Annotated in this window: 12 protein-coding genes, 6 tRNA genes and 3 rRNA genes; 1 reads left to right on the top strand and 20 read right to left on the bottom strand. The window is 38.8% G+C overall.

All coding sequences use genetic code 11. From position 1 onward, the window contains the following. Positions 1-7 precede the first annotated feature (7 nt). The 19 genes from ACVPPR_RS02630 to ACVPPR_RS02540 form a co-directional block, all read right to left on the bottom strand. Positions 8-96, bottom strand: a tRNA-Leu gene (locus ACVPPR_RS02630). 11 nt (positions 97-107) lie between these two features. Further along, positions 108-179: transfer RNA gene (locus ACVPPR_RS02625), tRNA-Gly, on the bottom strand. A gap of 15 nt (positions 180-194) precedes the next feature. After that, positions 195-270: transfer RNA gene (locus tag ACVPPR_RS02620), tRNA-Thr, on the bottom strand. Positions 271-284: 14 nt separating this feature from the next. Further along, positions 285-366 (bottom strand) — tRNA-Leu (locus ACVPPR_RS02615). 19 nt (positions 367-385) lie between these two features. Continuing rightward, a tRNA-Lys gene (locus tag ACVPPR_RS02610) sits at positions 386-458 on the bottom strand. Between the two features lie 3 nt (positions 459-461). Beyond that, a tRNA-Val gene (locus ACVPPR_RS02605) sits at positions 462-534 on the bottom strand. A gap of 14 nt (positions 535-548) precedes the next feature. Next, positions 549-664 (bottom strand): 5S ribosomal RNA (gene rrf, locus ACVPPR_RS02600). A gap of 85 nt (positions 665-749) precedes the next feature. Then, positions 750-3,669, bottom strand: a 23S ribosomal RNA gene (locus ACVPPR_RS02595). Positions 3,670-3,860: 191 nt separating this feature from the next. Beyond that, positions 3,861-5,421 (bottom strand): 16S ribosomal RNA (locus ACVPPR_RS02590). The 16S, 23S and 5S rRNA genes sit together here with 6 tRNA genes alongside, the layout of an rRNA operon. Positions 5,422-5,790: 369 nt before the next feature. Then, positions 5,791-7,128: a sensor histidine kinase gene (locus ACVPPR_RS02585; RefSeq protein WP_462297249.1), complete on the bottom strand. Its 1,338-nt coding sequence runs from the start codon at positions 7,126-7,128 to the stop codon at positions 5,791-5,793. Next, on the bottom strand, positions 7,125-7,826 hold the full coding sequence (locus tag ACVPPR_RS02580; RefSeq protein WP_462304577.1) for a response regulator transcription factor: 702 nt from the start codon (positions 7,824-7,826) through the stop codon (positions 7,125-7,127). The genes ACVPPR_RS02585 and ACVPPR_RS02580 overlap by 4 nt, the downstream gene beginning before the upstream one ends. 22 nt (positions 7,827-7,848) lie before the next feature. Then, positions 7,849-9,030 (bottom strand): PDZ domain-containing protein, encoded by a 1,182-nt coding sequence (locus tag ACVPPR_RS02575; protein WP_462304576.1) that lies wholly within the window; start codon positions 9,028-9,030, stop codon positions 7,849-7,851. Positions 9,031-9,117: 87 nt separating this feature from the next. After that, positions 9,118-10,005, bottom strand: a complete 888-nt coding sequence (ftsX, locus tag ACVPPR_RS02570) for a permease-like cell division protein FtsX (RefSeq protein ID WP_462297252.1) — start codon at positions 10,003-10,005, stop codon at positions 9,118-9,120. After that, complete coding sequence (gene ftsE, locus ACVPPR_RS02565; RefSeq protein WP_462304575.1) at positions 9,986-10,681, bottom strand: cell division ATP-binding protein FtsE; 696 nt, start codon at positions 10,679-10,681, stop codon at positions 9,986-9,988. Before ftsE ends, ftsX begins: the two co-directional genes overlap by 20 nt. Positions 10,682-10,777: 96 nt before the next feature. Next, positions 10,778-11,894, bottom strand: a protein-coding gene (gene prfB, locus ACVPPR_RS02560; protein ID WP_462304574.1) for a peptide chain release factor 2 whose coding sequence is annotated in 2 segments (ribosomal slippage) — positions 10,778-11,821 and positions 11,823-11,894 — 1,116 coding nt in all. Because the reading frame shifts where the segments join, the coding sequence is not laid out codon by codon here. 93 nt (positions 11,895-11,987) lie between these two features. Next, positions 11,988-14,351, bottom strand: a complete 2,364-nt coding sequence (gene secA, locus ACVPPR_RS02555; RefSeq protein ID WP_462297255.1) for a preprotein translocase subunit SecA — start codon at positions 14,349-14,351, stop codon at positions 11,988-11,990. A 151-nt stretch (positions 14,352-14,502) separates the two neighbouring features. Further along, positions 14,503-15,066 (bottom strand): ribosome hibernation-promoting factor, HPF/YfiA family, encoded by a 564-nt coding sequence (gene hpf, locus ACVPPR_RS02550; RefSeq protein ID WP_462304573.1) that lies wholly within the window; start codon positions 15,064-15,066, stop codon positions 14,503-14,505. Positions 15,067-15,276: 210 nt separating this feature from the next. Continuing rightward, the gene (locus ACVPPR_RS02545) at positions 15,277-15,957 is read right to left on the bottom strand and encodes a ComF family protein (protein WP_462304572.1); all 681 of its coding nucleotides are present in this window, start codon (positions 15,955-15,957) and stop codon (positions 15,277-15,279) included. Beyond that, a complete protein-coding gene (locus ACVPPR_RS02540) occupies positions 15,954-17,300 on the bottom strand; it encodes a DEAD/DEAH box helicase (protein WP_462304571.1) in 1,347 nt (448 codons plus the stop codon). The genes ACVPPR_RS02545 and ACVPPR_RS02540 overlap by 4 nt, the downstream gene beginning before the upstream one ends. A gap of 29 nt (positions 17,301-17,329) precedes the next feature. Here ACVPPR_RS02540 and ACVPPR_RS02535 point away from each other — a divergent pair, with 29 nt between their 5' ends. Next, positions 17,330-17,965: a YigZ family protein gene (locus tag ACVPPR_RS02535; RefSeq protein WP_462304570.1), complete on the top strand. Its 636-nt coding sequence runs from the start codon at positions 17,330-17,332 to the stop codon at positions 17,963-17,965. 36 nt (positions 17,966-18,001) lie between these two features. On the opposite strand, the gene ACVPPR_RS02530 is transcribed toward ACVPPR_RS02535, so the two are convergent. Further along, on the bottom strand, positions 18,002-19,087 hold the full coding sequence (locus ACVPPR_RS02530) for a glycosyltransferase family 4 protein (protein WP_462297260.1): 1,086 nt from the start codon (positions 19,085-19,087) through the stop codon (positions 18,002-18,004). Between the last annotated feature and the right edge of the window lie 3 nt (positions 19,088-19,090).

The raw sequence follows: 19,090 nt of genomic DNA, 5'->3' as shown, positions 1-19,090 counted from the left end.
CAATAAATGGTGCCGAGGACCGGAATCGAACCGGTACGGTGATCACTCACCGCAGGATTTTAAGTCCTGTGCGTCTGCCAGTTCCGCCACCCCGGCATTTATTGAAAAGCGGAAGACGGGATTCGAACCCGCGACCCCCACCTTGGCAAGGTGATGCTCTACCACTGAGCTACTTCCGCAAAAAAATTAAAAAATGGTGCCGACTAGACGATTCGAACGCCCGACCCCCTGATTACAAATCAGGTGCTCTACCAACTGAGCTAAGTCGGCATAATTGAAAATGATGCGGGTGAAGGGACTTGAACCCCCACGTCTTACGACGCTAGATCCTAAATCTAGTGCGTCTGCCAATTCCGCCACACCCGCAAAAATGTGGAATTGAAAATGAGCCGTGACAGGCTCGAACTGTCGACCCTCTGATTAAAAGTCAGATGCTCTACCAACTGAGCTAACGGCTCAAATGGAGGTTACAGGGCTTGAACCTGTGACCCTCTGCTTGTAAGGCAGACGCTCTCCCAACTGAGCTAAACCTCCAAATAATAAAAAAAGCATGGCAACGTCCTACCCTCGCAGGGGGCGACCCCCAACTACTCTTGGCGCTAAGAAGCTTAACTTCTGTGTTCGACATGGGAACAGGTGTATCCTTCTTGCTATCGCCACCACACTCTTTTTTTGAGAAAACTTATTCTCTCAAAACTAGCTAATATTTATCATTGATTTTTAAGCCGTACACCGATACACATCACTTTGTGGTTAAGTCCTCGACCGATTAGTATTGGTCCGCTCCATACATCACTGTACTTCCACTTCCAACCTATCTACCTGATAATCTTTCAGGGGTCTTACTTCCATAAAGGAATGGGAAATCTAATCTCGAGGTGAGCTTCACACTTAGATGCTTTCAGCGTTTATCTCATCCATACATAGCTACCCAGCGATGCCCTTGGCAGAACAACTGGTACACCAGAGGTATGTCCATCCCGGTCCTCTCGTACTAAGGACAGCTCCTCTCAAATTTCCTACGCCCGCGACGGATAGGGACCGAACTGTCTCACGACGTTCTGAACCCAGCTCGCGTACCGCTTTAATGGGCGAACAGCCCAACCCTTGGGACCGACTACAGCCCCAGGATGCGATGAGCCGACATCGAGGTGCCAAACCTCCCCGTCGATGTGGACTCTTGGGGGAGATAAGCCTGTTATCCCCAGGGTAGCTTTTATCCGTTGAGCGATGGCCCTTCCATACGGAACCACCGGATCACTAAGCCCGACTTTCGTCCCTGCTCGACCTGTAAGTCTCGCAGTCAAGCTCCCTTGTGCCTTTACACTCTGCGAATGATTTCCAACCATTCTGAGGGAACCTTTGGGCGCCTCCGTTACCTTTTAGGAGGCGACCGCCCCAGTCAAACTGCCCACCTGACACTGTCTCCCACCACGATTAGTGGCGAGGGTTAGAGTGTTCATACAACGAGGGTAGTATCCCACCAATGCCTCCTCCGAAACTAGCGTTCCGGTCTCTACGGCTCCTACCTATCCTGTACAAGTTATACAAACACTCAATATCAAGCTACAGTAAAGCTCCATGGGGTCTTTCCGTCCTGTCGCGGGTAACCCGCATCTTCACGGGTATTATAATTTCACCGAGTCTCTCGTTGAGACAGTGCCCAAATCGTTACGCCTTTCGTGCGGGTCGGAACTTACCCGACAAGGAATTTCGCTACCTTAGGACCGTTATAGTTACGGCCGCCGTTTACTGGGGCTTCAATTCTGGGCTTCGCCGAAGCTAACTCATCCTCTTAACCTTCCAGCACCGGGCAGGCGTCAGCCCCTATACGTCATCTTACGATTTTGCAGAAACCTGTGTTTTTGATAAACAGTCGTTTGGGCCTATTCACTGCGGCTGACCTTTCGGTCAGCACCCCTTCTCCCGAAGTTACGGGGTCATTTTGCCGAGTTCCTTAACGAGAGTTCTCTCGCACACCTTAGGATACTCTCCTCGACTACCTGTGTCGGTTTGCGGTACGGGTAGTTATATTCTAACTAGAAGCTTTTCTTGGCAGTGTGACATCAGTTACTTCGCTACTTAATTTCGCTCCCCATCACAACTTGTCCTTAAAGTTAAGCATTTAACTCAACTTCAAACTTGTTGCTTGGACGCACATATCCATCAGTGCGCTTTCTTAGCCTGCTGCGTCCCTCCATCGTTCAAACAAATATAACTAGTACAGGAATCTCAACCTGTTATCCATCGTCTACGCCTCTCGGCCTCGACTTAGGTCCCGACTAACCCTGGGAGGACGAGCCTTCCCCAGGAAACCTTAGTCATTCGGTGGACAGGATTCTCACCTGTCTTTCGCTACTCATACCGGCATTCTCACTTCTAAGCGCTCCACTAGTCCTTACGGTCTAGCTTCGTTGCCCTTAGAACGCTCTCCTACCACGGAACCCTAATGGGTTCCATCCACAATTTCGGTAACATGTTTAGCCCCGGTACATTTTCGGCGCAGAATCACTCGACTAGTGAGCTATTACGCACTCTTTAAATGGTGGCTGCTTCTGAGCCAACATCCTAGTTGTCTATGCAATTCCACATCCTTTTCCACTTAACATGTATTTTGGGACCTTAATTGGTGGTCTGGGCTGTTTCCCTTTCGACTACGGATCTTATCACTCGCAGTCTGACTCCCGGATATAAATCAATGGCATTCGGAGTTTATCTGAATTCAGTAACCCTAGATGGGCCCCTAGTCCAAACAGTGGCTCTACCTCCATGATTCTTAATTCCGAGGCTAGCCCTAAAGCTATTTCGGAGAGAACCAGCTATCTCCAAGTTCGTTTGGAATTTCTCCGCTACCCACACCTCATCTCAGCATTTTTCAACATACATGAGTTCGGTCCTCCAGTGCGTTTTACCGCACCTTCAACCTGGACATGGGTAGGTCACTTGGTTTCGGGTCTACGTCTACTTACTATGGCGCCCTATTCAGACTCGCTTTCGCTACGGCTCCGTCTTATCAACTTAACCTCGCAAGCAAACGTAACTCGCCGGTTCATTCTACAAAAGGCACGCTATCACCCATTAACGGGCTCTAACTATTTGTAGGCACATGGTTTCAGGAACTATTTCACTCCCCTTCCGGGGTGCTTTTCACCTTTCCCTCACGGTACTGGTTCACTATCGGTCACTAGGGAGTATTTAGCCTTGGGAGATGGTCCTCCCGGATTCCGACGGAATTTCTCGTGTTCCGCCGTACTCAGGATACTGCTCTGAGAGATTTTCATTTAGCGTACGGGGCTATCACCCTCTACGGCGAGTCTTCCCAGACTCTTCTGCTATAAAAATCTTTGGTAACTCAAATGAGCAGTCCTACAACCCCAAGAAGCAAGCTTCTTGGTTTGGGCTCTTCCCTGTTCGCTCGCCGCTACTTAGGGAATCGATTTTTCTTTCTATTCCTGCAGGTAATTAGATGTTTCAGTTCCCTGCGTTTACCTCTATATAACCTATGTATTCAGTTAATAGTAACAGTCGATTAAAACTGCTGGGTTCCCCCATTCGGAAATCTCCGGATCAAAGCTTACTTACAGCTCCCCGAAGCATATCGGTGTTAGTCCCGTCCTTCATCGGCTCCTAGTGCCAAGGCATTCACCATGCGCCCTTGATAACTTAACCTAACTTTACATAAAGCAAAGTGGTTTTGTTAAGAACTACGTTCTTAACTAATAAAACGCGGTGTTTCTCGGCTTATTGCTTAAAAATTTAATAAATATTATCTAGTTTTCAAAGAACAAATTTTTGAGAGTAAACCCCTCAAAACTAAACAAATTTTCGACAAGTGTGTAGGTTTCCGTAATATTCCTTAGAAAGGAGGTGATCCAGCCGCAGGTTCTCCTACGGCTACCTTGTTACGACTTCACCCTAATCATCTGTCCCACCTTAGACGGCTGGCTCCTAAAAGGTTACCTCACCGGCTTTGGGTGTTACAAACTCTCATGGTGTGACGGGCGGTGTGTACAAGGCCCGGGAACGTATTCACCGCGGCATTCTGATCCGCGATTACTAGCGATTCCAACTTCATGTAGGCGAGTTGCAGCCTACAATCCGAACTGAGAACGGCTTTAAGAGATTAGCTTAACCTCGCGGTCTCGCAACTCGTTGTACCGTCCATTGTAGCACGTGTGTAGCCCAGGTCATAAGGGGCATGATGATTTGACGTCATCCCCACCTTCCTCCGGTTTGTCACCGGCAGTCTCATTAGAGTGCCCAACTTAATGCTGGCAACTAATAATAAGGGTTGCGCTCGTTGCGGGACTTAACCCAACATCTCACGACACGAGCTGACGACAACCATGCACCACCTGTCATTCTGTCCCCGAAGGGAACGGCCTATCTCTAGGTTTGTCAGAAGATGTCAAGACCTGGTAAGGTTCTTCGCGTTGCTTCGAATTAAACCACATGCTCCACCGCTTGTGCGGGCCCCCGTCAATTCCTTTGAGTTTCAACCTTGCGGTCGTACTCCCCAGGCGGAGTGCTTAATGCGTTAGCTGCAGCACTGAAGGGCGGAAACCCTCCAACACTTAGCACTCATCGTTTACGGCATGGACTACCAGGGTATCTAATCCTGTTTGCTACCCATGCTTTCGAACCTCAGCGTCAGTTACAGACCAGAGAGCCGCTTTCGCCACTGGTGTTCTACCATATATCTACGCATTTCACCGCTACACATGGTGTTCCACTCTCCTCTTCTGCACTCAAGTTATCCAGTTTCCAATGCATTTCTTCGGTTGAGCCGAAGGCTTTCACATCAGACTTAAAAAACCGCCTGCGTTCGCTTTACGCCCAATAAATCCGGATAACGCTTGCCACCTACGTATTACCGCGGCTGCTGGCACGTAGTTAGCCGTGGCTTTCTGGTTAGATACCGTCACTAGGTAAACAGTTACTCTTACCTACATTCTTCTCTAACAACAGAGCTTTACGATCCGAAAACCTTCTTCACTCACGCGGCGTTGCTCCATCAGACTTTCGTCCATTGTGGAAGATTCCCTACTGCTGCCTCCCGTAGGAGTTTGGGCCGTGTCTCAGTCCCAATGTGGCCGATCACCCTCTCAGGTCGGCTACGTATCATTGCCTTGGTGGGCCTTTACCTCACCAACTAGCTAATACGCCGCGGGTCCATCCAAAAGTGACAGCTTACGCCGTCTTTCATTATCAAACCATGCGGTTTAACAAATTATGCGGTATTAGCACCTGTTTCCAAGTGTTATCCCCCTCTTTTGGGCAGGTTACCCACGTGTTACTCACCCGTTCGCCACTCAATACCTTCGGTGAGTGCAAGCACTCGGTGAAGATATTGCGTTCGACTTGCATGTATTAGGCACGCCGCCAGCGTTCATCCTGAGCCAGGATCAAACTCTCATATAAAAATTTGATTGCTCTTATTGTTTTGTTGCTTTTTAAAACTAGCGAATTGACTTCGCAAATGTTTGCTCTTAACTCTTAGTTAAGAGACCCTACACATTTGATTTGTCGAAAATTTGTTCAGTTTTCAAAGATCTACTTGGTTGCTTTTGACAACTTTTATATCATATCAACCACGTCATGATTTGTCAAGATTTATTTTGAATAAATATTCATTTCATCTCGCCGTATCAATCAGCTTTATTAATATACCATCTGGTATATCTCATGTCAATACTTTATTTATAATATTCATTGTCACCTTAACAGCACTTATTTAATATATCAGCTTTCTTTTTCCTGGTCAAGCTTATTTTTAAATATCCTTTAAATTTACAAATAAACAGTAATTTGAGTCCCGCCACCTTTTACATCCTCAACATTAATTTTGCCACCAATCGATGTCACCAATTCCTGCACAATAGCAAGGCCAAGACCATTACCCTCTATTTGTTTATTTCTAGATGGGTCAACCCTGTAGAAACGTTCAAATATTCTCTTTTTATCTTCATTTGAAATACCAATACCTGTATCTGACACTGAAATAAAAATTTTTGACTCTCTTATACCTGCTTGAATTACTACAAAACCTTTATCTAAATTATATTTAACAGCATTTTGTAACAAGTTTTCTATAATAGTTACTATTTTACTTTTATCAAACTCAATAAAAAGATCTTTCTCCATCTTTTTCTCTACTGTTAAATTTTTATTTTTAATTTTGTTACTCAATAACTCTAACTCATGATCTATTACGGCTCCTAAATCGAAAGATGAAATAGCTTCTTCCTTTTTTTTGCCTTTTGCCAATTTCAATATTTCTTGAATCAACGCTTCTAACTTTTCACTTTCATCATAAATAATAGTCAAAAATTTATTAGCTGTTTCAGGATCCACAGGTCCTGCTAACAGCGTTTCCGTGAAACCTTTTATTGCAGTAACTGGTGTTTTTAATTCATGACTAACATTACCAACAAACTCGTTTTGCATTCTTTCAAGCTGCTTCAACTCTGTTATATCATACAAAATAACAATCACTTGAAATTCTAAATTTTCATTTTCAACGTATACAACTGTAACATCTACTACCCTATTGGTATTTTCAATCTCGATTTCGCCCCGTTGTTTTTCCCTCGATTTGATTGTCTTTTCAACTAATCGACTTAATTGATATGTTTTAATATCATCAATATATGAATGTCGCTGATCACGAACATGATGTCCCAAAAAGGTATCCATTGTCTTGTTTGCCATTAAAACTTGTCTCTTATGATCAATTTGCATAATTCCAACTGTTAAATGTTCAATTAAATGCAAATAATTTTTATTTTGAATTTGGTAACGGACATTTCTTTCCTTTTGATAACTTTCAACGCGATTAACCGCTTTTGATAGTTCAAAATTCGGACTATCTGAATCCAATAATACGTGAAAAGAGGTTCCTTGATTTACTAAACTATCTAGTCTACTAGCCATTAATCTTGATTCAGCTTTTAATTTTGATACTATTTTATAAGCTATGAACATCTCAACAAGGCTCAAGACAACTACCCCGCTGACCCCTGTTTTATTGAAAAAGTGCCCCGTTGTACACCATAGTAGTGTCATACCAAATATTGCATTCATCACTACTATTAAGATTGCCATTATACTTTTCATTTTTCGATTCATTTGTTTCCCTCAAATTTATATCCAAATCCGCGAACCGTTTTTAAATATGCTGGTTTTTTTGCATCCACTTCCAATTTTTCACGCAAATGACTGACATGCATATCAATCATCCTCGTTTGTCCTTCATAATCATATCCCCAGACACCACTTAATAATTTTTCACGACTCAAGACACGTCCTGTTCGTTTAACAAAATACACCAAAAGTTCAAATTCTTTTGGCGTCAATGCTACTTTTTCATCATTTTTGTAAACTGAATAATTAGATAAATCAACTTTGAAATCTTTAAATTCTTTAGTTTCATTAACATCCTGTTCACTTCCTGATGATTCTTGTTCGGTACGTCTCAAAATAGCTTTAATTCTTGCCACTACCTCTCTTGGACTGAACGGTTTGGTCATATAATCATCTGCACCAATTTCTAAACCAATGATTTTATTCAATTCATCATCTTTAGCCGTCAGAATAATTATTGGTGTCTTTACTTTTTCTTGTCTTAACTTTTTAGTCACCTCAATACCATCGTAACCCGGTAACATTAAATCCAAAATAATAAAATCAAAATTTCGTTCTGTTGCCTTTTTAAACGCACTTGGCCCATCTGTCGCCACTTGGACTTCATAATTTGCATTTTCTAAATTGTACGTTAACAATGTAACAATTGCTGGTTCATCATCCACAACTAAAATCTTTTTCATTATTTATTTCCCCCGCTTAGCATTATTTAATTAAGACCAACCCTATTTCATATGGTGAATCTGAAAAAATAGCACTCTCTGTTATTTTTGTATCCCCACTAAACGTTTTAATTTTTAATCGACAATATGTTGGACTACTTTCTAAGGCATTATACAAGTCGTCTTCAGTTTTAACATCAATCCCATTACATTGAATGACGACATCGCCCACGTCAACATCCATTTTAGCTGCTGGGGTATTAGGTCGCACTCCTACAATTAAAATACCCTCACCAGATTCCACAAACCATTTTTCTTGTTGATTATCATGACGTTTAACCATGTAGCGACTAACAAGATACGTTATCAATAAAACGATTAACCCGATTTCCCCAATAATTGGTAAAAATACCGATACTATCGTTAAACAAACGCCCAAAAGTGATAAATATAAGTATTGCTTTTTTATCAAATTAAGGGCTATTTTTGGCAATTCTTTATACACTTGCAACGATAATCCAATAATTAATGGCAATATCATCACACCATAATCCGTACCTGCAATATGGATTATAGGCCACCAAGAAAGAGCACTATAGAATTGGTTTCCCGGTATTAAAACAACAAGTGGCACAAGATACAACTCTTTCATTTTAAACGACGATATATTTCGACCTCGTTTCCCAACTTGCGTATTGGGCGACAATTGTCTATTTCTGAATAAATAAAGCGCAGCTCCAGTAATAAACAACATTAGTGTGCCCAACATAAGGATTCCCGTTAAAAACTCTGGTCGAAATTTCTCACGCCCAACTATTATGAAATCAATCGGTTGCAGTTTAGTGGCACTGTATATTAGTCCAGATATAAGAAATAGTGGGAAAATAGTATCAACTAGCGGATACCATAAAAGTCCAAAAATCATTAAAATGGCATAGATAATTACCCAATTAATGGGTACCATGATGCCTAAGCCAAATAGTATTATTGAGCCTACTACTCCAAAAAGCAGTCCTACTTTGATGGCATGACGTCCCTCATAAAAATCGCTATCAACTGCTGTTCTAAATGTCTGTCTCTCTTTTTTTATTCTTTGTATGTAAACAATGTAGATTAATACAATTGTTAACCAGGCCGTTGGTTGCATGAAAAAGGCCCCTACTATTTTAAGTGCTGCCATGAATCCACCCATTTTCTTTAAGATATAGTAATTATAGTATATCATGCTTTATTACGATTCAAAAAGATAATCAAAATAGCAAAAAAGGACTGCTTTCTGCTTTCAGCAGACCTCAGTCCTTCAAAATTTTAATTAAATTTTCAAGAATCGACGCATTGAAACAAATGATCCTAATGCACCAATAATAATACCAATTGACACTAATAAAATATCAATTTCTGCCAAGAAAGTTCCCGGCGTTAATAATCGATAACTGGTTGATGCCAATGAAGCTTGTAATCCGTTGTAAATCCAAATGTACCCAAAATCAACTAAGATAATTGGCATGATTGCTCCTAAAAGACCAGTCCATGCACCTTCAAGTAAGAATGGCCATCTAATAAACCCATTCGTTGCACCAACTAATCGCATAATTCCAATTTCATTTCTACGAGATAAAATTGTGATTCTGATTGTATTAGAAATCAAGAATACCGCAACGAAAAGAAGTAATGCACTAATAATCATACCCCATTTTTGAATACTACCAACTACTTTAAATAGTTTTTTAGCAGATGTCCCACCAAAACTAGCATCATTAACGTAATCTAAAGTTTTAGCACGTTTTGCAATCGTTTCAGTTTGCTTTGGCTGGCTTGTTTGAACATCAAATGTATCATACAGAGGATTGTCATCCCCACCAAATAATTTAAATTCACTACCGTAACTACCGACTACCTGTTTCAATTGTTCTTTTTTACTTGAGAACGTCACTTTTTTGACTTCAGAATAGCTTTCAAGTTTCTTTTTCAATGCAGCCTGTTCATTTTTCGTTGTTTTACGTTCAACGAACACGCGGACCTGAACATCATTTTCAACATCAGATGCTAATTTGTTCACGTTCATTAAAATTGAAAGTAACACACCAACCAAAATCAATGTTACGGTAACCGCACTAATAGCAGCAACAGACATCCATCCGTTACGACGTAAACTCTTCACACTTTCACTTAAATGACGCTTAATTGTTCTCATTTTCATAACCGTATTTTCCTCCTTCTTCATCTCGGGCAATACGGCCATCTTCGATAGCCAACAAACGATGTGGATATTTGTTCACAATAATACTATTATGAGTTGCCATGATAACAGTTGTTCCTTGTGCGTTAACTTTTTCTAAAATTGCCATAATATCATCTGACGTTTCAGGATCTAAATTCCCCGTTGGTTCATCAGCGATTAAAACTTCTGGCTTATTTGCAACTGCACGTGCAATCGCAATTCTTTGTTGTTCCCCACCAGACAATTCTTCAGGAAATTTATCTGCTTTGTCAGATAAGTCAACAAGTTCCAATACATAATCAACACGTTCTTTGATTTCTGCTGGTTCTTTTTCAATCACTTCTAAAGCATAGGCAATGTTCTCAAAAATGGTTAATCGAGGTAATAACTTGAAATCTTGGAAAACAATTCCTAAATCTCTCCGTAAAAATGGCACTTCTTTTGGTTTCATTGTTTCTAAATGGAATTCATTTACTGTAATTTCACCAGACGTTGCTTTTTCTTCATGATACATCATTTTGATAAATGTCGACTTACCAGCCCCACTAGGGCCAACGACATAGACAAATTCGCCTTGGTCAATTCGAATATTGATATCATTGCTTGCGATAATATCATCGGAATATTGTTTAAATACATTTTTAAATTCTATCAATCGGTGAATCCTCCTATGTTTCTTTTCAGAATGCTTTCATTATAACATGATTATCTTTTCATACATTGCAATAGTCTTACAATTAAATTTCATTTATTAACTTGGATTTTCATTTTTTAGTTTCCATTGTAAATAAGCGTTAATAAACCCATCTAAATCGCCATCCATAACTGCTTGAACATTTCCAGTTTCAAACTCTGAACGGTGATCTTTGACCATGGAATAAGGATGGAACACGTATGATCGAATTTGTGAGCCCCATCCGATATCCATCTGCTCACCCTGAATTGCCGCACGTTCTTTTTCTTTTTCTTCCATTTCAAGTTGATACAACTTAGATTTCATCATACTTTCAGCTGTAGCCCTATTTTGAAATTGTGACCGTTGCGCTTGACTCGACGTTACAATCCCCGTTGGAATATGAATCAATCTTACGGCTGAAGACGTTTTATTAATATGTTGTCCACCAGCACCGGATGATCTGAAAACTTCCATACGAATATCATCTTGATTCAATTCAATTTCAACAGAATCGTCCAATTCTGGCATCACATCAACAGATGCAAATGACGTATGACGGCGTCCTGCAGCATCAAATGGTGAAATACGTACTAATCGATGGACCCCTTTTTCACTTTTAAGATAACCATATGCATTTACCCCTTTAATAAGGAGTGTCACACTCTTCAAGCCAGCCTCATCCCCAGATTGATAATCAACCGTTTCAACGGTTAGACCACTTTTTTCAGCCCATCTCGTATACATTCTGAGTAACATCAATCCCCAGTCTTGAGATTCTGTCCCACCAGCACCTGGATGGATTTCTAAAATAGCATTACGGCTATCGTATGGCTCATTCAATAATAAACGTAACTGATATTTATCAAGTGCCTTTTGCGTTGCGCTAAATAACTCATTAAATTCGGCAAGCATTTCTTCATCATTTTCTTCTTGTAATAATTCAAGCATGACTTGTAGTTCTGAGACCTTACTCTCCAAATCATGGAACGAATCATATTTACCTTTTAATTGATTAGTTTCATCAATCATTTTTTGTGCTTCTTCTTGATGATTCCAAAAATCAGGATTAGCCATTCGTTCTTCATTTTCAGAAATTCGTTCATTCAGTGTCTCTAAGTCAAAGAGACCCCCTGAAGTTAGTTATTTGTTGATCCATATCATTAATTTGTTTTCTATAATCGCTTAATTCCATTAATATTCTCCTTAATCTACTAAAAAGAGTCACCTTCAAACTCTATCGAATTCGGAAGTGACTCTTTATTAACATTCTCTTGTTACCTTTTGATTAACGTTTAATATTTTGTCTGATTTCAGCTTTCATGAATAAACGCGTCACTTCAAATTCAATTGTACCAACGACTTCTTCAAACATTCTGAACCCATCTGATTGGTATTCAACTAGTGGGTTCAATTGTCCGTAACCACGTAGTCCAATTGACTGGCGAAGTTGATCCATTGCATCAATATGAGCTGTCCATTTATCATCAACGACACGTAACACAACGACTTTTTCAAATTCAAGCATTTGAGCTGCATCGACTAATTGATCTTCTTTCATCTCATAATTCTTCTCAGCACGGCCTACTAAGTAGGTTTCAATTTCTTTAGCATCCTTACTTTCTAAATCTGCCAATGAAATACTATCTTCATTAACCATTGAAGATACCGCAAAATCTATAATAGCTTGTAAGTTCCATTCGGCTTGGTCACCTTGTGTATGCATTTGAACAATATGATTAATCGTTCGTTGAATCATAGGCATAATAACAGGCTTCAATGTTTTTTCTTCCATGATGACTTGTTGTCTCTGGCTATAAATAACCTCACGTTGTTCACGCATAACATCATCATATTGTAAAACATTTTTACGTGTATCGTAGTTATTACCTTCAACACGTTTTTGAGCAGATTCAACTTGTTTTGTAATCATACGACTTTGGATAACAGCATCATCTTCAGTAATATTCATACGTTCCAAGAAATTCTTGATACGTTCTGAACCAAATCGTAACATTAAATCATCTTCCAAAGAAAGATAGAATTGTGTCATCCCATCATCCCCTTGACGGCCAGCACGGCCACGAAGTTGATTATCAATACGACGAGATTCATGACGTTCTGTCCCGATAACAGCCAACCCACCAATTTCTTTAACGCCAGGTCCTAATTTAATATCAGTCCCACGTCCAGCCATATTTGTCGCAATTGTAACAGCACCACGTTGTCCGGCATTCAAAATAATCTCAGCTTCACGTTCATGGTTTTTGGCATTTAAAACAGCATGTGGAATTTCAGCTTCATCTAACAGCTGTGCTAATAATTCTGATGTTTCAACCGCAACCGTCCCAATTAACATTGGTTGTCCAGCTTCATGACGTGTTTTAATATCAGCGATAACGGCTTTAAATTTACTTTTCAATGATGGGTACAATAAATCTGCTTTATCATCACGAATAATTGGTTTATTCGTTGGAATTTGAACAACTTCCATATTGTAAATTTCACGGAATTCTTCTTCTTCCGTTTTAGCAGTACCTGTCATACCAGACAATTTCTTGTACATTCTAAAGAAATTTTGATACGTAATGTTAGCCATTGTTTTTGTTTCATCTTCAATTTCAACATGTTCTTTCGCTTCAATTGCTTGATGAACACCATCAGAATAACGACGGCCTTCCATAATACGACCCGTAAATTGATCAACAATCATAACTTCATTATCTTGCACAACATAATCTTTATCACGCAACATTACAAAGTTAGCGCGTAATGCATTATCCAAATGGTGAGTCAAAATGGTGTTATCTGTATCAAATAAATTATCTAAACCAAAATATTTTTCACCTTTACGAATACCTTCTTCGGTTAAAGAAATTGATTTTGATTCAAGATCAATTTTGTAATCCTCTTCTTCAGTCAATGTTTTAGCAAAACGATCGGCACGAACATACATAGCCGTTGTTTTTTCAGCTTGACCAGAAATAATCAAGGGTGTTCTAGCTTCATCAATCAAAATTGAATCAACTTCATCGACAATAACGTAGTTCAAAGGTCGTTGTACCATATCTTCACGGTAAACAACCATGTTATCACGCAAATAATCGAAACCTAATTCACTATTTGTTGAATAAGTGATATCAGCAGCATAAGCTTCACGTTTTTCTTCAGCTGTTTTTGAGTTAATATTCAACCCAACAGTTAAATCCAACCATGAGTATAATTCACCCATCTCGGTTGCATCACGACTTGATAAGTACTCATTAACAGTAACAACATGAACGCCCAAGCCAGAAATTGCATTTAAATACACAGGCATAGTAGCTGTCAAAGTTTTACCTTCACCAGTTTTCATTTCTGCAATATTACCATCATTTAAAACCATTCCACCAATCATTTGAACACGGAATGGATATAAGCCTAATACACGTTTTGCAGCTTCACGTACAACTGCAAATGCTTCAGGCAAAAGGTCATCAAGTGTTTCTCCTTCTTTATATCTTGCTTTAAAAGCAGGTGTTTTAGCTTTCAGTTCATCATCAGATAATGCGGCCATTTCATCGGCCATATTTTCAATAGTATCGGCTATTTTACCCAGTTTACGTAATTCGCGGGTATCACTTTCAACCCATTGTCTTAATACATTTGCCATTTAGCTTTCCCCTTATACGAACACATTTGTTAAATTATTTTTAATTATAATATTATTTTTCATAATATCACTAAATCAACAAATTTTAAACCAAAAATCACAAAAAAAGCCCTGAGCAGGCGAACTACCCAAAAGGCTTTCCTTAAAAATCTTAATCTTCCGCTTCAATTAAACCGTAGCGACCATCTTTTCGTTTGTAAACAATATTAGTACCTTCTGTGTCAGCATCTTCATAAATAAAGAAATTATGGCTCAACATATCCATTTGTAAAATAGCTTCTTCACTACTCATTGGTTTCAAAGAAACATGTTTTGTACGAACAACATCAAACATGCTTACTTCGTCGTCATTAGAGTCAGATTCTTCATCAGAAATTTCATTACGAATTTCAATATCTTTAATCCCTTTGCCTCTTGATTGACGATTAATTTTAGTTTTATATTTACGAATTTGACGTTCTAGTTTATCAGTCACAAGATCAACACTTGATAATAAATCTTGTGATGTTTCTTCAGCTCGAAGGACGAGAGAAGGCATTGGTACAGTGACTTCCACTTTGGCTGATTTGTCTGAATAGACTTTTAAATTGACATGTGCCGTTGAATTAGATGTATCAGTAAAATATTTTTCTAATTTAAATAATTTCTTTTCAACGTAATCTCTAGTAACATCTGTAACTTCAACATTTTCACCGCGAATATTGTATTTTAACATAATAAACTCTCCCTTCAATCTATAGCAAGGTCTAAAATTTTACTTAAATTTATGACCCTTACCGCTTAATCTAATTATAAGCGAATATGACTAAATATACAAATAATATTCCTCAATAAATCTACTTAATACGCCATTGTAATCGTTAACAGCTTTCATTTAGCTTTTTCATATTTTTATCATAATTATTTTTAAATAAAGCGTTACCTTCTATCTTGCAAGTGTCAGACTTTTAACGCATTTAGCATTTGGCGCCAACAAGGCAATTGCATAAAATAACGTTCGACCGGTCGTATAAATGTCATCAACTACCAATACAACTTTATCTGACAAATCTGGACAATTTGAACTAAGCGCAAAAGGCTGTACTAATTCAAGCCGTTGCTTTCTATTTTTATGTGACTGTCTTTCTTTTACCGTATCATTTCGTTCCAAAAAGTGACTATGCTCAATAGCTAACAGCCCGCAAACCTGATTAAATCCCCGCTTATTTAATGTGCCAGAATCCACTGGTATCACAATAAGAAAATCAAAATCAAGGGTTGCTAGTTTCTTTTTCAATGCGGTTTGAAAAACAGTCCTGAGACGATAATCACCATTAAATTTATAGTTTTGCATAAATGCCTTCATGAAATCATTGTAAACATATAAAGCTTGATTTTGAAATTTCAAACCAGGATAAATCAGTTGCCATTTTTTACAATCCACACAAAGTTCTGGTGTGGCTTGCGCTCGGCCACACCCTTGACAAGCCGTTTTACCATCAATTAACTGTAATCGTGTCTGGCATTCACTACAAATTAATTGCTTTTCATAAGGTTTCAGTGACACAAGAAAGGCTAACGTTAATTTCTGACTGAACACATTTTGGCAGATTTTACAGTTTTTCATCTATTTAATTTCCTAGCTTTCCCATTCATCGTTTTTATTTGTCCAACTGCTTTCTTAATCGTGACCGTGTAATGGCAACATAAAAAAATAACATCGCCAAACGGTCGATTACCATTGCGTCCAACCCTACCTGCTATCTGAACTAACGCTGCTGTTGAAAAGGTTTTGTCATCAGCACCTAACACAAATACATCCAAGTTAGCAAAGGTCACACCCCGCTCCAAGATTGTCGTTGTAATTAAATACCGTAACTCGCCTGATCTGATGGCCTTAACTTTATCTAATCTATCTGGATCTTCAGAATAAACTGTTGCCCCTTTTAAATTAGGAAACTTCTTTTTAAACGCATCAAAAACGGGTTCCAACAGCCAAATTTTTGGCACAAAAATGAGAAACGGATCATCTCTCTGCATCCATTGCGTCATTTTAACTGTCAGTTTTCTTGGCAAACGCCCCTTTTTAAGTTGCTTTTCCCATGATTTTTCAAACTTTATTTTAATTTCAGGTAATAAGTGCCCATGGAATCGCATGGGTAAATAACTCACGGTTAATTGTTTTAACCGAACTTCTTTCAAGAGTGACTCACTGGGCGTTGCGGTTAAAAATAAACTTGCGCCTTTTAGTTTAGTGGCTTGTTTCGTTGCCCGTAATAATAAGTCATTTTGTGCATAAGGAAACGCATCTACTTCATCAACTATCATGACATCAAACGCCTTATGGAATCGTAATAATTGGTGTGTTGTACAAATGACAAGCTGCGTATAATGATAAGGCTCCGTTGATTTCCCGTGTAATAAACAAATAGCAATATCTTTAAATGCAGCTTGTAAGCGCGGGAATAGCTCAATACACACGTCAACACGTGGTGATGCCAGACAAACACGCTTATTATTCATTAACGCAGCCTCGATACCCGGAAACAACATTTCCGTTTTACCAGCACCCGTCACTGCCCATAGTAAATGTCGTGCCCCTGGATTTTCAAAAACTTGTTTCACTTCGTTAGCACAAATTTCTTGGCTAGCCGTTAATTGCCCTTTCCACGTCAAGGGTCTTTTCTTATGAGTTGAAAACAAGTTAGGTTCAGGTATAGTATAAAGTGTCGTTGCCGTTGAGATACGACCTAATATCAGACAATAGGGACAATAATACTGATCACCTTGTAATCGATCTGTCACCAAATTCAGTTTTGAGTGGCATCTTTGACAAATTATTTGATTATTCTCAGTGAAAATGCCTGGATATGCAGTTATTCCTTCTAAATTGCTATCATCATCAATTTCCAAATTGGTGACTAGGCGACCATAAAAATCTGCCATTAACATGCGCTTCAATCCCTTCATAAATTTAAATACGCAAAGGAATCATAATAATGTCAAAAAATTATTTAACCATCAAAGAATCTGGTTCAGCCACATTAATTGAAAAAAAATCTGCTTTTATTTGTCGGATTACCAGAATTACAACTGAAAATGAAGCCGTGGCTTTCATTGAATCAGTTAAGAAATTAGAACCTAAGGCCAGACATCACTGTTTTGCGTACACTTTTGGCCTTGAGTCCGAAATTCAACGTCAAAGTGATGACGGCGAGCCCTCTGGAACAGCCGGAACACCAATTCTAGAAGTTATTAAGACCAATCATCTTAAAAATACCTGTATCGTTGTCAGTCGGAAATTTGGTGGGATAAAATTAGGTGCTGGTGGCTTAATTCGGGCTTACAGTAATGCTACTTCACAAGCAATTGAACAAATTGGCATCATTAAACGCGTTTTACAAACGGAACTCCTTTGTCAAATTGCTTACTCTAATGTTGGAAAATTTGAAAACTATCTTGAGAAAAATAACATTACCATTCAACAAAGTACTTATCTTGAAACTGTTGAATTTACTTTAGCAGTCGATAAAAAGGCACTGAACACTCTACAAGACCAGCTAATTAACCTACTCAGTAATCAGATTACCTTTAAATTAGGTCAAGATTTATACCATGAAATTCCAGCCAACTAAAAAAGGATGCCCCTAATTGGGCATCCTTTTTATTAATTATTTTTTCGAAGTCATTGTTTTAACAATTTTTTTAATCCAATTTAATAACGGCTTTCGTTTGGAACCAACTAATCCAATAGATTCGACGAATAGCTCCAATCCAATTAAGGTCGCAATTGACATTAATATTGACCCCCAAATTGATGAAATGGGATAAAGTAATGAGATAAACGAAAAAATTAACGCAAGCCCGTAAATAACCAATACCGTCTGACGATGCGTTAATCCCATTTGCATTAAGCGATGATGTAAATGATGTTTATCTGCTTGAGAAATTGGTTTTTTATTTAAAATCCGACGTAACATGGCGTAAACTGTATCTGTAATAGGAACCCCTAGTATCAGGACCGGGACAATAATTGAGATGAAAGTAGCATTTTTTAACCCAGATAATGAAAAAACTGATATCATAAATCCAATAAATAACGCACCCGTATCCCCTAAATAAATTCTAGCCGGGAAAAAATTATACGGTAAAAATCCAATCAAAGCGGCAACCAACGTAAACATCATGATGGCAATGTAACTATTTGTATTAACTAAAAAGAAATAGCCCACTAACCCACTTGTAAACAAGGCAATAATTGAAACCCCTGTGGCCAGTCCATCTAACCCATCAATTAAATTAATTGCATTTGTAATAGCCAAAATCCAAATAACCGTAATAGGCAAACTCAACCAGCCCAGATTAACAATCCCAAAATAAGGAATCGTCAATGTTGTCATTCGCATATTTGAGAAAAAATATACAATCAAGGCGGCAACTGTAATACCAAACATCTTTTGACGTGGATTTAATTCAAATTTATCATCTAAGACCCCTGTGACAATAATTACCAATTCAGCAATAAATAACGTCACTAACATTTTAATGGGATATTGATTTCGTAAAACAAAAAAGTTCGTAAAACTAAAGGCGATAAAAATAGCTAAACCACCCATTGTGGGCATTGCAACTTTATTTACTCGTCGCTTATTGGGAACATCAACTGCCCCAATTTTAAGTGAAAAAAATCTAACCACTGGCGTTAACAACGCGGAGATAAGCGCTGTTGCGAAAAATGCTACGATAATTGGAAACATGAT

Source organism: Dellaglioa sp. L3N, assembly GCF_054941095.1.
Note: the sequence above shows the minus strand (reverse complement) of the source record. Positions and strands in the feature narration are given on the sequence as shown.